Source organism: Flavobacterium sp. LC2016-12, from assembly GCF_015351595.1.
GTDB lineage: Bacteria > Bacteroidota > Bacteroidia > Flavobacteriales > Flavobacteriaceae > Flavobacterium.
Genome location: NZ_JADKPT010000001.1, coordinates 1 through 15911, shown reverse-complemented (window position 1 = coordinate 15911; position 15911 = coordinate 1). Strand labels below are relative to the sequence as shown.

Here is a 15911-nt window from a genome sequence, read left to right as displayed (position 1 = left end):
ATTTTCATGAAACAAAGAGCAGATTACGAAACTGAAGCTTTAAAACTATCTAAAGCCGTTGACATTGCTATTGAGGCTTTTAGAAAATTCCCCCCTTATAATTGGGATGAAAAAACATTTCTCCATGTAATAACAAATTATCATGAAAGAAAAGATTTTGCGCTTAATCCTGAGCCCCGGTACAAAAAAATAGCATCTTTAAGATACCTAATTGAAGAAGTATTTACTCGTTTCCAAGAATGTTCAGGAGAATACGTTGAATATTTTTGGAAAGAAATAAAAAATCAAAATTTAGATTATGTCCGTGAAGATAAACTGACTAAAGTTTTGAAACGTGGCAAAATAAATAACAAAATAGAATACGAATATGTCATTGATATCATTGTTCCAGCTGAGCAAGAAAATAGAATTACAAATGAGGAAGCAAAGCTTTTGAGTGAAATGATTGGTGCATTTGAAAACAAGAAAAAGAAATAAAAAAAATAATGAGTGACATCGAAATAAAAGAAAAAATTCTAGAAATCTTTAAAGAAGAAAGACAGAGACCCGATTTATATTTCGAAGAATCTCATTTTCTAGATTTCCTTACTTTTCCACCACACCAAAAAGATAATATTAAAAATTCTTTTAAAGGAGTTAAAAAATATAATCAATTTATGGACAGGCTCGAACTCGAATTTGAAATTTGCTTTACATTCCCTGATCGTGATAAATTTTACAGCGTAGATAAAATAACCAAAAAAGTAGTTGAAAGAATTGGAAAAAGACGTGGAAATATTATGATAATAAAGCAACGCAATGCCGAAAAAGAAACTTATTACATAGAAATCTTTATAATAAGTTTACTAGCTTTAATTTATTATTTGTGTGGAGTAAATATATTTTCTGTAATGATGACTCTTGTGTTGGGATATGTTATTTATTGGATATTAAATAGCAAAATATGTAGTCGGAAACATGATAGAAGATTGAAAGAAAAAATTCTTAAAAAAACTTAGAACCTCAGAACCTTAGAATCTTAGCAACTCAAAAATTACTCGTTTTCCCCAATCTTATTCACCATAAAAATCATCAGTATTCCTAAAAGCGCCATTATTAAAAACGCCCATTTCATACTTAGATATTCAGAGATAAAACCCACCATTGGCGGCACAAGCAAAAACCCAAGATAACCAACAGTAGATATAGAAGTTAAGGCAGAACCGCTGCTTAATTTTGATGATCTGCCGGCGATAGCAAATACCAGCGGAACCACGCAGGAAACACCTACTCCAATCAAAACATAACCAAAAATAGTTGGGTAAGCGTACGGTAGAATAAAACAGATTCCAAATCCTGCAGTGATCAAAATACCACTATAAAACAGAATTCGTTTCGTACCAAATTTCATTACACCATAATCTCCAAACAAACGTCCTAAAGTTACTGCTGTTGCAAAAAACACAAACGCCGCACTGGTTAACTTTGGAGAAGCATGTAGGATATTTTTAAAATAAATACCGCTCCAATCGTACATGGTGTTCTCGCAAGCCATTGATACAAAACAGATCATGGCAAACTTGACAAGGTTTTTTTCCGGCATCGAAAAGAACTTCTTCTTAACAGGTACCGGCTCATTATGAATACTCATGGGATAGAAACAGAAAGTAAGAGCCATCATGAAAACACTAACACCCAATAAATGATGTGATGGGGCAATATGCTGTGTAACCATTACATAACCAACACCAGCTCCTGAAAAAACAGCAATACTCCAAACCGCATGAAAACGCGTTATGATCGATTTTGGATATAGTTTTTGAACCTCTAGTGATTGTGCATTAATCGATAAATTAAAAATATTACGAGAAGCTCCAAAAATTAAAAGCACGATAACCAACTGCCACACAAAAGCCACTAACCCCGGTAAAGCCAAGGCAATATTAAACATGACTGCTCCTAACAACATAATATAACGACTGCTGTATTTATTTAATAGCATTCCGGTAAAAGGCATTGTCAGCATCAAACCAATTGGAAAAGCAAATAAAACAGCTCCAAATTGGGCTTCAGATAAATGCAATTCTGCCTGTATATGTGGAATTCGCGATACCCAGGAAGAATATCCAAAACCAGAAAGGAAAAAAAAGACAGTATTGGCTAAACGAAATCCTTGTGGAGTATTTTGTATTTTCTTGAGGAACGGTAAAATCATGAAGTTTGCTTTTTACAGAATGCAAAATTAAGGCTTTTAAAAAGGAACTTCTACCCTTTCAGTGGTTTTTCAATAAAATTCAAATAACCATATTCAAAAAAAACAAATCAACAATTATATAACAAAAAGTATATCAAATCAAGTAAAATAATATTTGTTAAGGAAAGATTAATTTTTACATTTACACTGTTTTTATTTATTCTAAATAATAACAATGCGAATTAACCAAAAAAAAGAAAAATCATGAATTACTTAAACCACAATAAAAGGCTCATTTTTGCTATAAGCTGTTTATTTCTCATTTTAACAAATACTATTTTTGCCCAGCAAAACTTCGGAAAAATCAAAGGAACCATTACAACTTCTGATGGAGAACTGGCAGTTGGAGTTAATATTATTCTTAAAAATTCAAAATATGGAACTATTAGCAATGAAGATGGTGCATTTGAATTCAACAGAGTAAAACCAAATACTTATACTGTACAAGTTTCTTTAACAGGTTACGAAACTCTGGAACAAGAAGTTACTGTTTCAACCAATGAAACTTCTATACTTAATTTGCAATTGAAAGTTTCTAACAAACAATTAAAAGAAGTTATCATTACCAGTAACCGAGGCAAAGCTTTCCCGAAACAAAGTACTTATGTTTCTAAAATGCCTTTGAAAAACGTTGAGAATCCACAGGTTTACAACATCGTTTCATCTGAATTAATGAAAGAGCAAGCGATTACTAATTATGAAGATGCTTTGAAAAACGTACCTGGAATCCAGAAATTATGGGAATCTACAGGCCGCGGTGGCGATGGTGGTTCTTATTATTCTTTGCGCGGTTTTGAAGTTCAGGCCAATATTGTAAACGGATTGCCTGGTTTAACAAATGGAAGTTTAGACCCTTCAAATATTGAAAGAATTGAAGTAATCAAAGGTCCATCGGGAACTTTATTCGGAAGTAGTTTGGTAAGTTACGGAGGACTTATCAATACCGTTACTAAAAAACCATATAGTGGTTTTGGCGGTGAAGCTTCTTATATAGTGGGGAGTTTTGGTTTAAACCGAGTTACTCTTGATGTTAATGCACCTCTTGATGATGCTGATAATATCGCCTTCAGAGTAAATGCTGCTTACCAAACAGAAAATAGTTTTCAGGATGCAGGATTTCGTACTTCGCTTTTTGTAGCTCCTTCCCTGTCTTATAAAGTAAATGATAAATTGTCTTTCCTTATTAATACTGAATTCATGCAGGAAGAAAAAACAACGCCTTCAATGCTGTTTTTAGGAAGAGACACACCATTCCAATTTGCCAATTTAGATGAATTAAATTATAACACTGATTTGTCTTTTTACAGTAATGATTTGGCAATGAAAAATCCGAGATTTAGTTTGCAGGGTTTAATGACTTATAAGATTTCTGATCAATGGACCTCGCAGACTGTTTTATCACGTAGCTCATCAAAATCAAGAGGATATTACTCTTATATTTATGATAATGAAGATGGAAATGGTGATTTTGGATTTTGGATAACAAAAGAGCAATCACAAACTGCTACAACTGATATTCAACAAAATTTTATAGGAGATTTCAAAATCGGACAAATGCGTAATCGTTTGGTTGTTGGTTTAGATTATTTTGATCGAAATGTAATGTATGGAGGTTCAGGATATGGAAAATTATACAATATTACGGCACAAGGGGAAGTAAGACAATTTGATGAAGATGCACCAAATTTCCTGACTCAAACATCTGTTGATCAGCTTTTGGCAAATGAGCCAGCCGGAAATTACAATCCACAAGACGCGACTTACAGTGCTTATGCTTCTGATGTGTTAAATATTACGCCAAAATTATTAGCAATGGCAAGTTTGAGAGTTGATTATTTTGATACTGAAGGAGATGCAAATGCTGATGACGACGATTATACACAAACTGCTTTATCTCCAAAATTTGGATTAGTTTACCAGCCAATTCAGGACAAATTATCTGTTTTTGCTAATTATATGAATGGTTTCAGAAATATCGCTCCTGGCGTGAATTATGATGATGACGGAAATATAATAGGAACTCAAACTTTTGAACCGGAACATGCCAATCAATTAGAATTTGGAGTAAAAGCTGATCTTTTTTCAGATAAATTAACCGGAACTATTAGTTATTATGATATTAACGTTGCCAATTTGGTAACCAGTAATCCTATGTACAGTGCGCAAGGCGGAGAAGCCAGAAGCAAGGGATTTGAAATTGATTTGAATGCCTCCCCAATAAAAGGTTTAAGTATTATTGCGGGCTATAGCTATAATGACAGTGAAATTACACAAGGAGACGAAGGAAATGTTTGGCTGGAACAAGGAAAAAGGCCTTTCTGGTCGGGTCCGAAAAATTTAGTTAACCTTTGGGCAACTTATAAATTTGATGAGGGTGCTTTAGAAAATTTCGGTCTTGGTTTTGGTGGAAATTATGCAAGTGAAAATGCTATTTTGGATAGCTCTGTAACCGGCAAATTTGTTTTACCTGAGTACACTGTTATTAATGGAGCTCTTTTTTATAATACAAATAAATTCCGAGTTGCTTTAAACATTAATAATATTACCAATAAAGATTATTTTAATGGTGGATGGTCTACTTTAAATCCGCAAAAACCTAGAAATGCTGTGGCAAGTTTTACTTATAAATTTTAAATATTACACTACTTTTAAAACTCGAAAAAGGGACTAATTTTAAAAATTAGTCCCTTTTAATTTTTTAGTTTACTTGGCAAATAGCCAAAAGTTTTTTTGAAAGCCACTGTAAAATGATGTGGATTTTTATAACCCAATTCTTCAGAAACTACACAAATCGGATATTCTTTTTCTAAGATTAATTGTTTTGCATATTCCATTCTTACTTGCGTGAGATAATTAAATACCGTTGTATTAAATACCATTTTAAAATATTTTTTGATTTTAAAATTATTCAAACCGACCTGAGTCGCAATACTTGCCAGCGTATGTTTTTCTTTAAATTGTGTTTTGAGAATATTTTCTACTTCAAGAATTTTCACATAATCACAGGCACTTAATTCACTAGTCACTTTAGTATTTTCCTCTTCATTTATAATCGTAAATAGATAAGAAAGTATCTCTACTATTTTGGATTCTAAAAAGGCTTTCTTGATATTTCCTGAATAATTACACTGCAAAATATCTTCAATCAAAACATTCAATTTAGGCGGAATACTTTTACTGGCTTCCCACATTACATAAGAAGTTTGATTCGTAATAGCTTGCGCTAATAACGGAATCGTGGCACTTAAATTCGGATAAAATAATTGTTGTAAATATTCTTCTGTAAAAGTGATTTCGAGCGTTCTTCTTCTTTTGGTACGATAATTTAAAACACCTTTAATTTTCGGCAGATAAAACAAATTATAATGCCCTTGCGGAATATATATCCCCCTTTCAGAAGAATTTTCAGGACAATATTCATTATCGCCTTCTATTTCGATATGCAACTTTACAAACGAGAAATCATGTTCTACTTCAATTGAATATTCTTTCTCTATTGTTAAATCCCTGGATACGACATGAACACCATCCAGCATAATATCAGTAATAATTCCAACAATTCCCTTATGATTATAATTGATTTTCTTTTCGATAAGATCTTCTTTATTAAACCGAATCGGATCGTTTACAACCACTAATTCTTTTTTAAAAATGTCGCTTCTCATCATTGTTTTCATTGCCGTCTCTTTTATTTATCTCTTATACAAATGCATCTTACAAACTCATAACCATCTAATTATTAGATAATATCAAATAAATCCCTTTTGCGTTTATAAAAATCCTTTTTGCGTTTATTATGTTTTTATTAACATATTACTTTTGCGTAAAATTAACAATTTATAACCAATCTAAATAAAAATAGAATGTTTTTTAAAACTAAATCAAAAAAAATGTTGAGTAAACCAGTTTACCTCAAGCTCTTATTTTTCTTTTTAATTACAAATACTTTTGCACAACAAAATGAAGGTTCTATAAAAGGAACTGTGCTTACGGCAGATGATCAAAATGCCGGCTCTGTAAATGTGGTAATTCCTGATCTAAAAAAATCAGCCCTAACAGATGAAAATGGTGTTTTTATTTTTCATAAAATACCTGCTGGAACCTATCAAATTGAAATTAATATGATGGGACATAAAACTGCTCAACAAACAGTAACTGTAACAGCAAACGAAACCGCAAATGTTTCCTTTCAGTTAGAATCTTCTTTAAAAGAGCTTCAGGAAGTTGTGGTGGTTTCAGCTGCTAAAAAATTCGCTGAAAAGAAAAGTGAATATGTAGCAAGACTTCCAATCAGCAATCTTGAAAATCCGCAGGTTTATACTGTAGTCCCAAAAGAACTTTTTCAGGAACAAATTGCTGTCGATTTTAGAAGCGCATTGACAACTGCGCCAGGATTAAGTAATGTAACACAAAGTGTGGGTTCAGGAGGAGTTGGATTAAGTTTAAGAATGCGTGGTTTTAGCGGTGCTTCGGCAGCCGGTTCTATTCGCAACGGAATGAGTACGAACTGGGTAACCATGAGCGATCCTGTAAACTTAGAAAGTATTGAAGTGATCAAAGGACCATCTGCTACTTTATTCGGCTCTACTTTAACGACTTATGGAGGGCTTGTAAACAGAGTTACCAAAAAACCATTTGAAGCTACCAAAGGCGAAGTTAGCTATACAACAGGAAGCTTGGCTTTAAGCCGTACAACAATCGATTTTAATACAGCTATCGATGAAGATAAAACAATGCTTTTTAGAATCAACGCCGCTTTAGACAATCAAAAAACATGGCAGGATTATGGCAAAAGCCGCACTTTTATTATTGCGCCATCGTTTACTTATTTAGTAAATGACCGATTGACTTTTGATGTTGATGTAGAAATCTATAGCGGAAGCCGAAATTCAACCTATACTGGCTTAGGAAACTTAGATGTTGAAAATTCTCCATACAAAAGTTTTAATGATCTGAATTTTGATTTCAAAAAATCATATACAACGGATGATTTGCAATCTGAAGCTAAAACGACCAATATTTTTGCCAGAGCAACTTATAAATTATCAGATCAATGGGTTTCGCAGACTAATTTTTCGAATGCATTTACAAACAACAAAGCCAATTATTTATTCTTATTGATAAACAATAATCCTGATGCTAACGCTTTGCCTTTATTGCAGCGTCGATTAATGAATGTGAACAGTGTTTTTAAAACAAGTCAAATTCAGCAAAACTTCATTGGAACTTTCAAAATTGGAAGTATGAAAAATAGACTTTTACTAGGATTAGATTATACTTATTTAAGTACAAACGACAACAGATGGATGATCAATTCGTATGATGCAGCAGCAGGGAATCCTTTGACGCCAATAAACGGAGATGCTCCATTTATCAATTTTGAAAAATATCAGCAAATGATTGCTGATATGGACGAACCATGGGTTTTAAACAATAGAGATTTAAGAACTACAAGTGTTTACGTGTCTGACGTAATCAATTTTACGGATCGATTTATTGCAATGGCCAGTGCACGTTTTGATCATTATGAAGACCGAGTTGAAAAATACAATCAGGATGCTCTTTCTCCTAAGATGGGTTTAGTGTATCAAATCGTAAAAAATAAAGTTTCTGTTTTTGGAAATTATATGAACGGATTTACAAACGTTGGTCCCTCTGAAACAGACCAAAGTCCGACTGTGCCAGTAAAATTTAAATTGGAACAAGCCAATCAATTAGAGGGTGGTGTAAAAGTGGAATTATTAGGCGGAAAATTGAACGGAACTCTAAGTTATTACGATATTAAAGTAAAAGACAAAGTACGTTATACAGACACTTTTCCTGTGCAAGACGGAACACAAAGCAGTAAAGGTTTTGAGGCAGATTTGATTGCGAATCCGTTTAGAGGTTTCCACGTGATTATGGGGTACGGGTATAATGAAAGCGAATATACATCTGGCGAAATGAAAGGAAATACGCCTTATGCGGCACCAAAAAATGTAGCCAATCTTTGGTTGAGCTATAAAATATTAGACGGAAAAATTAAAGGTGTTGGTTTTGGTTTTGGAGGAAATACACAAAGCGACAGTTATGCAAATGACGAAAACACGTTTACCGTAGACGGATATACCGTAATGGACGCTACCGTTTTTTATGAAAAGCAAAAATTCAGAATTGGTTTAAAATTAAACAATATTGCCAATAAAGAATATTGGACCTCAGATTACTGGTCTAACATGATGCCTACAAGACAGTTGGTAGCCAATGTTACTTTAAAATTCTAATTTTTTTATTAGTTACAACCAGGCTGCCAACTCAAATTCTGAGTTGCTGGCTTGGTTTTTACCGTTTTATATTATGACTAAAAATCCAATCAGAAAGACTGAAATAAAAACCAAGCAAAAAAGTAAATGGAGTAAGCTGAATCATTGGCTGCATTTATGGCTTGGACTAAGTTCCGGCATTATTGTATTTATTGTTTCACTCACCGGAGTTTTATTTATTTTTTGTGATGATATTATTGATGGATTGGCTTATGATTCTTTGTATGTTTCAGAAGTAAAAGAACAAAGATTATCACCGGAAGAAATTCTGGCAGCTTTCAAAAAACAGCTTCCAGACCGTAAAGCGAGTTACTTTATTACTTATCGAGATCCCGAAAGAACTATAAAACTGGCTTCTTCGACCAAAGAAAGAGATTTACAGTTTTCTTGGATTGATCCGTATACCGGAAAAATATTGACTTCTGGAAAAGCGTATGATTTTTTTTATGTTATTGCTCACATTCACAGTGGCCATATTCCGTTTGGAGATGTCGGAAATTTAATTGTAGAAATTTCTGTCTGGATATTTTTGATTGAATTGATTACCGGTCTTATTTTATGGTGGCCAAAAAAATGGAATAAATCGACTAAAAAGCAGAGTTTTTCAATTAAAACAAACGCCAGTTTTAAACGTCTTAATTATGATTTGCACAATGTTCCGGGATTTTACAATTTATTACCTGCCCTTTTTATTACCATTACCGGATTAATTATTGTCAATAAAACTTTAAATAAAACCACTCATAAAATTTTTGACGGGATGCCTCGCGCCTACGCGGAAATTCGGGATTTGAAACCTGAGTACGACAGCACTAAAACATTTGCTCCAATAAGTCCAATTGTTCAAAAACTATTTTCAACTGATAAAACCGTTGAACAGGTAAAATTATCAGTTGCTGCAAAAGACAGTATTACAAGTTTATTTGCGGTCGCAGCCGAAGATATTGGATTGAAGGGAATTCAAAACGGAAAAACATTTTCTATAAACCGATATACTGGTCAGGAAATTGAAATTCCTGTAAAAGTCATGAACGGCTTAAATATTGACGACACCACCATGAATCTTCATATTGGATTTTGGGCTGGCTGGATCGGGAAAATTTTAACCTTAGCCGTTGGATTGGTTTGTATGTTTCTCCCAGTAACCGGTTTTTTAATTTGGTACGGACGACGAAATAAAAAGAAAAAACCGCAAACTATTTAAATTATGAAAAAGATACTTTTAGCCCTATTTTGCTTTTGCTCTGTTACAGTATTTGCGCAGGACAGTATTACAATTGGCAGCAAACATCATATTTTTTCAAAGGCATTAAACGAAGAAAGAAATTTCTGGATTTATCTCCCACCCGATTATAACAATACAAAATTTGCTCCTGCAAAATATCCTGTTGTTTATTTATTAGATGCCGAAAGTAATTTTCATTCGTTTACCGGATTGCAGCAATCTTTGGCTAAAGGACCTTACGCTATGATTCCGCAAATGATTGTTGTTGGAATTACTAATACCAATAGAACAAGAGATTTAACTCCTACAGAAGCCAATCGCCAGGCCTTTTTTGATAAAAATAAAAAGATGTTTAATCAAAGTGGGGGTAATAAAAACTTTATTGCTTTTTTAGAAAAAGAACTTCGCCCTTATATTGATAAAAAGTATAGAACCTCTGGCTATAATGTTTTAAACGGACATTCTTTTGGAGGATTGACCGCAACTAATATTCTTTTAAATCATACCAAATTGTTCAATTCTTATGTCATTATTGATCCGAGTCTTTGGTGGGATAATGAAATTATGATCAAAAAAGCCGATTCTATTTTTAATGGTAAAGATTTTGAGCACAGCAGTATTTATGTTGCAATGGCCAATAAAATAAACATTCCGCAAGATACTACAACAGATATGGCAAGAGGAATCAGGAAATTTGAAAAACTCCTAAAAGAAAAAAAGCCCAAAAACCTTCGTTGGAGTTTTAAATATTATGAAAATGAAGATCATGGCACCATTCCGATTCCGGCTGAATATGACGGATTACGTTTTATATTTAAGGAGCATCTGGTTCAGGTAAAACAAGCTGTGCAGGATCCTTCACTTGTTGAAAATCAATATAAAAAACTTTCGGCAGATACTGGTTTTACTTTTATTCCATCAGAAAGTTATTTAGACTGGATGGGAAATTATTGTCTTGACAATGAAAAAACAGATCAGGCAATTTTCTTTTTTAAACTTTCTGAAAAATATTATCCGAAAAGCAAAAATGTTTATTTCTCTTTAGAAAAGGCTTATATCAAAATTGGAAATAAATCTCTTGCCAATGAAACAGCACAAAAGATCTTACAATTAAAATAATCATTTTTCAGAATTTTATTTTTAATTGTTCTAAATAAACTTTAGATTTGTACAAATATCATACTTAATAATTTATACCTTGATCTTATGAAATTAAATACTTTAAAAAAAGTCAGCCTTTTCCTTTTTATGTTAGTTGCAAGTCCGCAATTGTTTGCACATGCCCTTTGGATCGAAACTAAAGCAACAGGAACAAAAGGAAAAGCACAGGAAATCTCTGTTTACTTTGGAGAATTTTCAGATAACGATATTACTAAAGCTGACAAATGGTTTTCAGATCTAAAAGATTTTTCGTTGGTTTTAATTAGCCCATCAAAAAAAGAAACTAAACTTTCGGCAAAAGCATTAGATAATAAATACCAGGCTTTTTTTACACCAGATGAAGAAGGAGTATATACTATTGTAATGCATCATAAAGTAAAAGATGTTTATGGTACTATGGTTTTAGATTATAACTCAAGCGCTAATGTTACTGTTGGCAATGCAGCAAAAGGAAATGAAGCTGTAGCAAACACAAATGTTATTGGGTTATTTTCTAAAGATGTTTTAACTGCAAAACAGAATACTAAAATCAATGTAAATGCTTTGTATGAAGGCAAAATTGCCAAAGAACAAAAAATGAAAGTAATTGCTCCAAACGGATGGGAAAAAGAATTATGGAGTAATGAAAACGGGGAAGTTTCATTTACACCAATCTGGCCAGGAAATTATATGGTAGAATTTGCATATACAGAAAAAGCTTCGGGTGAACATAATGGTAAAAAATACGATGAAATCTGGAAAATGGCTACTTACTTAATTTCTGTTAAATAAGATACTATATTTAGATCTTTATCTATTTGCAATAATTAAAACCTTGTTCTTTTGAGCAAGGTTTTTTCATTTTACTTAGTTTCTAAAGCTTTAAAATTGAAGTCTATTATTACTATTTATAATGAATAAAAATAAAAACCACAACATCTTAAGCGAATCTTAAGACAAAACTAATATAAGTTTAAGCAAGAAAATACATTGTTAAATTTTGTTAAAACATTAATGTAACCTTATATTTGCACAAAAAAATTATTTTTATTAAATCTAAATAAAGAACATGAAACATAGTTTACTACTTGCATTGTCTTTCCTAAGCTTTGGTGCTTATAGCCAGGAATACACCAGTGCAGAAAACACGACTACTTTAAATGATACTGTAAAAAATAAAAAAGGAGAGATTCTTAATGAGGTAATTGTTACTAAAGGAAGAGAGCCAAAACCTGTAACAGCAGTTCGTTCTGGATTAAAGCCAATGGATAATCCACAAGCGATACAAGTTATTGGTTCTGAAATTATCGAACAACAACAAGCTATCAGGTTAAGTGAGGTCTTAAAAAATGCAAATGGTGTTTATGTAAGTTCTGCAAGAGGTGGTGCTCAGGAATCATTTTTCTCAAGAGGATATGATATGGGACCAAATAATATGTTTAAAAATGGTTTCCGCTATAATGCGGGTTCTATCCCTGATGTTTCCGGTTTAGACAAAGTAGAATTCCTTAAAGGCGGTTCAGCATTGCTATTTGGAAATGTCGCTCCGGGTGGAATCCTTAATCTTGTAACCAAAACTCCATCATTCAAAAGTGGTGGTGAAATATCAATGCAAATAGGTAGTTATGCTTTTTATAAGCCATCTATCGATTTTTATGGTCCCTTAACTAACTCTATCGCTTTTAGAATTAACGGGTCGTATGAAAACTCAGAAAGTTTTAGAGATGTTGTAAAAAACGAACGTTTATACATTAATCCATCTTTACTTTTTAATGTAACTCAAAAAACACAAATAACGCTTCAGGGAGATTATCTATCTGCAGATTGGACTCCTGATTTTGGAACTGGAATTATCGGAAAAGAAATTTTAGACTTACCGCGTAATGCTTTTTACGGATCATTATGGTCAAATGGTACAACTAAATCTGCCAGTGCATCTGTATTATTAAATCACGATTTTAATAAAAACTGGAAATTAAATTTCAACTCTTCTTTCCAAAGCTATAACAGAGGAAGTAATTCTACTGCCCAATTATCAAACTTAGACACTTACGCAACTCCTGGTGATTGGAACAGAGGATTAGCAAAGAATAAGAACTTGGAACAAATATTAGGCGATCAGTTGAGTTTACAAGGAAATTTTAATACAGGATCTGTAAAACATCAAATATTTACAGGGGCAGACTGGGAAAATTCATTTGCCACAGCCTATACTTATACATTTAATGAAAAATATGTTCAGACAGGTATAAAGGATGGATTGCCTGTATATGGCCCAACACTTTATGATACTATAAATCTTTTTACTTTTGATCCAAATAATCAGAGAAAAGATATTCCAACTACTGACAGAGCAACACAAATAGCAAAAACCGATACCAATCGTTTTGGGGTTTATTTTCAGGATTTAATTTCTATTACAGAAAAATTCAAGGTACTTGCCGGTATTCGTTGGTCTTGGCAGGAATCTGAAGTAAGCACTTACAAAGAAACTTTTGCAGGAGGAAAACAAACTGTAGCGCCTGAAAATGCGATACCAACCGTTACTCCAAAACGTTTAGATAACGCATTTTCTCCTAAAGCCGGATTGATTTATCAGCCAACTAAAGATGTTTCGTTGTTTGGAAGTTATTCTAACTCTTTTACACCAAATACAGGAACAACTGCAGATCTACAACCTATAAAACCGTCTATTATTGATCAGGTAGAAGCAGGTATTAAAACAGATTTCCTTAAAGGATTATTAAGTACAAATGTTACGGTGTATCAAATTACCAATAGTAATTTAGCACAAATGGCCGAATTTAAAGCTGACGGAACACCTAACACTGATACAAACATAAAAGTATTAAGTGGTGGAACAAAAAGTAAAGGTGTAGAAATTGACATCACAGCTAAACCAGTAGATGGTTTAAGTATAATTGCCGGATATAGTTACAACGATATGCGTTATACTGAAACTTCAGGATTAAACGGAAGCTTTATCGAAGGAGATCGTGTAGCAAGAACACCATTAAATACAGCAAATTTAAGTTTCTTCTATACTTTACAAGAAGGATTATTAAAAGGTGTGTCTGTTGGTGCAATTGGAAATTATATTGGAGACAGAATTGGTGGTTGGAACAGTCAATATGATTCTACAAAACCAGGAGGAATCTGGGATAGAGAAATTCCGTTAGAAGGTTACACTACAATTGATGTTTCAGCTGGTTATACCTGGAAAAAAATCTCGATTTTGTGTAAACTATCAAACATAACAAACGAATTAAATTACACCGTTCACGAAAATTATAGTGTGAATCCTATCGCGCCTCGTCAAATCATGACAAGCTTGAGATACAAATTTTAAATTTTTGAATTAGATTTTAATATTCCAAAGCTTTTTCTGTCTATTCATTCTTGAAAAAACAGAAGTTTTGGTTTCATTTCCACTAAAAACCTCATTTAGCAATAGATGAGGTTTTTTATATTCATGACGAGACTGCTTCAAATATCTTTACTTTTGCAGAAAGCATCTCAATTTCAACAAAACAAAATTCTATGTCAGATTCCAAACCAAACCAATTAAAAAAAACACTTGGATTAAGCTTTAACATTGCCGTATTAATTGGAGGAACGATTGGGGTTGGAATTCTACGAACACCTGGAACAATTGCCGGAATGTTAGATAATTATTGGCTTATTATTGCTTCCTGGCTTTTTGGTGGTTTATATGTTTTAATTGGCGCTAATTCGTATGCAGAATTGGCCACAATGCTTCCGAAAGCCGGAGGATCTTACAATTATATTAAAAGAGCTTTTGGCGAATATGCCGGTTTTTTATCTGGGTGGTACGATTATATCTGCAATGCCATTCCGCCCGCATTTTATTGTATTGTCATAAGCGAATACATGATTATTTTGTTTCCTGCCCTTGCCAATTATTCAATGGTTATGGCCATTTCCATATTGGCCGCTTTTGTAATAATTCATTTAAGTGGCGTTAAAAACGGAAGCACAATTCAACAAATTACGAGCTTACTTAAAGTCATTTGTTTTGTAGCTTTGGTTGTGGCTTGTTTTATGTATTCTGGTGTTGCCGTACCAACAATTAAAACAGATAATTCGTTTTTTCAAATCGGGCTTATATTTAGCTTTTTTAAATCCTTACAGCTGATCATCGGAACTTATAATGGCTGGAACAGCGTTTGCTTTTTTGCTGAGGAAAATGATGATCCAAGTAAAAACATTCCCAAATCATTATATAGTGGTGTGCTTCTGGTTATTGCCATTTATGTTTTGGTAAACGTTGCTTTTTTTCATGTTTTATCACTTGAAAACGTAGCAAAATCAAATCTGGCTGCTGCCGATGTGGCTAAGATTCTTTTTGGCGAAAACGGAGCTATAATTGTTACTGTGATTTCTATCTTCTCTTTAATCAGTATTCTGAATGCTTTTATGATGATTCCGCCGAGAATTCTTTACGGATTAAGCCGCGATGGATTTTTTATTGAAAAAGGAACTATGGTTAATAAAGGCGGAACGCCAATTGTGGCTCTTTTAGTTTCGTCATTTGTTAGCTTATTTTTAATCTGCATTGGTTCTTTTGAAGTTTTGTTTTCCTTTGCTGCCTTTATTTCTATTATTGTTTGGGGATTGGCGTATTGCTCACTTTTGAAGTTAAGAGCTTCAGAACCGGACTTACCAAGGCCATATCGCTCTTTTTGGTATCCGTGGACGACGATTATCGCAATCGTAGCTTCTATCGCATTATTGATGGGATTTATTTACAGCGATCCTAAAAGCTTTATTATTATTGTTGGAATTACATTGGTTTCTTATCCTTTATTTTTGGTTTTGAAGAGGAAGAAGTAAAATGTGAAATGTGAAATGGCCATGACTCTACCTGAGGGAATAGGAGAATCAATTCACGAATTAATTATTATATATGTATTGTTTTGTCATTCCGAACGAGGAATCCCCGCAAGTAACTCCGCATAGAAAAGTAGACAATCGTTGTAGAGCTTCTTGC

The 15911-nt window shown here is 33.2% G+C and carries 11 protein-coding genes; 9 read left to right on the top strand and 2 right to left on the bottom strand.

What is annotated here, in order from left to right; genetic code table 11:
* Positions 1-6: 6 nt before the first annotated feature.
* Positions 7-477: a hypothetical protein gene (locus tag IRZ99_RS00055; RefSeq protein WP_194655337.1), complete on the top strand. Its 471-nt coding sequence runs from the start codon at positions 7-9 to the stop codon at positions 475-477.
* A gap of 8 nt (positions 478-485) precedes the next feature.
* On the top strand, positions 486-998 hold the full coding sequence (locus tag IRZ99_RS00050) for a hypothetical protein (protein WP_194655336.1): 513 nt from the start codon (positions 486-488) through the stop codon (positions 996-998).
* A gap of 35 nt (positions 999-1033) precedes the next feature.
* On the opposite strand, the gene IRZ99_RS00045 is transcribed toward IRZ99_RS00050, so the two are convergent.
* Positions 1034-2194 carry an MFS transporter gene (locus IRZ99_RS00045; RefSeq protein WP_194655335.1) on the bottom strand — a complete coding sequence of 387 codons (1161 nt, stop codon included), beginning with the start codon at positions 2192-2194 and terminating at the stop codon, positions 1034-1036.
* 243 nt (positions 2195-2437) lie between these two features.
* Here IRZ99_RS00045 and IRZ99_RS00040 point away from each other — a divergent pair, with 243 nt between their 5' ends.
* Complete coding sequence (locus tag IRZ99_RS00040) at positions 2438-4867, top strand: TonB-dependent receptor (protein ID WP_194655334.1); 2430 nt, start codon at positions 2438-2440, stop codon at positions 4865-4867.
* A 56-nt stretch (positions 4868-4923) separates the two neighbouring features.
* Here IRZ99_RS00040 and IRZ99_RS00035 read toward each other — a convergent pair whose 3' ends face one another.
* The gene (locus IRZ99_RS00035) at positions 4924-5910 is read right to left on the bottom strand and encodes an AraC family transcriptional regulator (RefSeq protein ID WP_194655333.1); all 987 of its coding nucleotides are present in this window, start codon (positions 5908-5910) and stop codon (positions 4924-4926) included.
* A gap of 186 nt (positions 5911-6096) precedes the next feature.
* Between IRZ99_RS00035 and IRZ99_RS00030 the strand changes: the two genes are divergently transcribed.
* From IRZ99_RS00030 to IRZ99_RS00005, 6 genes are all read left to right on the top strand, one after another.
* Positions 6097-8496: a TonB-dependent receptor gene (locus IRZ99_RS00030; RefSeq protein WP_194655332.1), complete on the top strand. Its 2400-nt coding sequence runs from the start codon at positions 6097-6099 to the stop codon at positions 8494-8496.
* Positions 8497-8569: 73 nt separating this feature from the next.
* On the top strand, positions 8570-9739 hold the full coding sequence (locus IRZ99_RS00025; protein ID WP_194655331.1) for a PepSY domain-containing protein: 1170 nt from the start codon (positions 8570-8572) through the stop codon (positions 9737-9739).
* A 3-nt stretch (positions 9740-9742) separates the two neighbouring features.
* Positions 9743-10879, top strand: a complete 1137-nt coding sequence (locus IRZ99_RS00020; protein ID WP_194655330.1) for an alpha/beta hydrolase-fold protein — start codon at positions 9743-9745, stop codon at positions 10877-10879.
* An 87-nt stretch (positions 10880-10966) separates the two neighbouring features.
* A complete protein-coding gene (locus tag IRZ99_RS00015; protein WP_194655329.1) occupies positions 10967-11692 on the top strand; it encodes a DUF4198 domain-containing protein in 726 nt (241 codons plus the stop codon).
* Positions 11693-11969: 277 nt separating this feature from the next.
* On the top strand, positions 11970-14249 hold the full coding sequence (locus IRZ99_RS00010) for a TonB-dependent siderophore receptor (protein WP_194655328.1): 2280 nt from the start codon (positions 11970-11972) through the stop codon (positions 14247-14249).
* 191 nt (positions 14250-14440) lie between these two features.
* A complete protein-coding gene (locus IRZ99_RS00005) occupies positions 14441-15754 on the top strand; it encodes an APC family permease (RefSeq protein WP_194655327.1) in 1314 nt (437 codons plus the stop codon).
* Positions 15755-15911 lie beyond the last annotated feature (157 nt).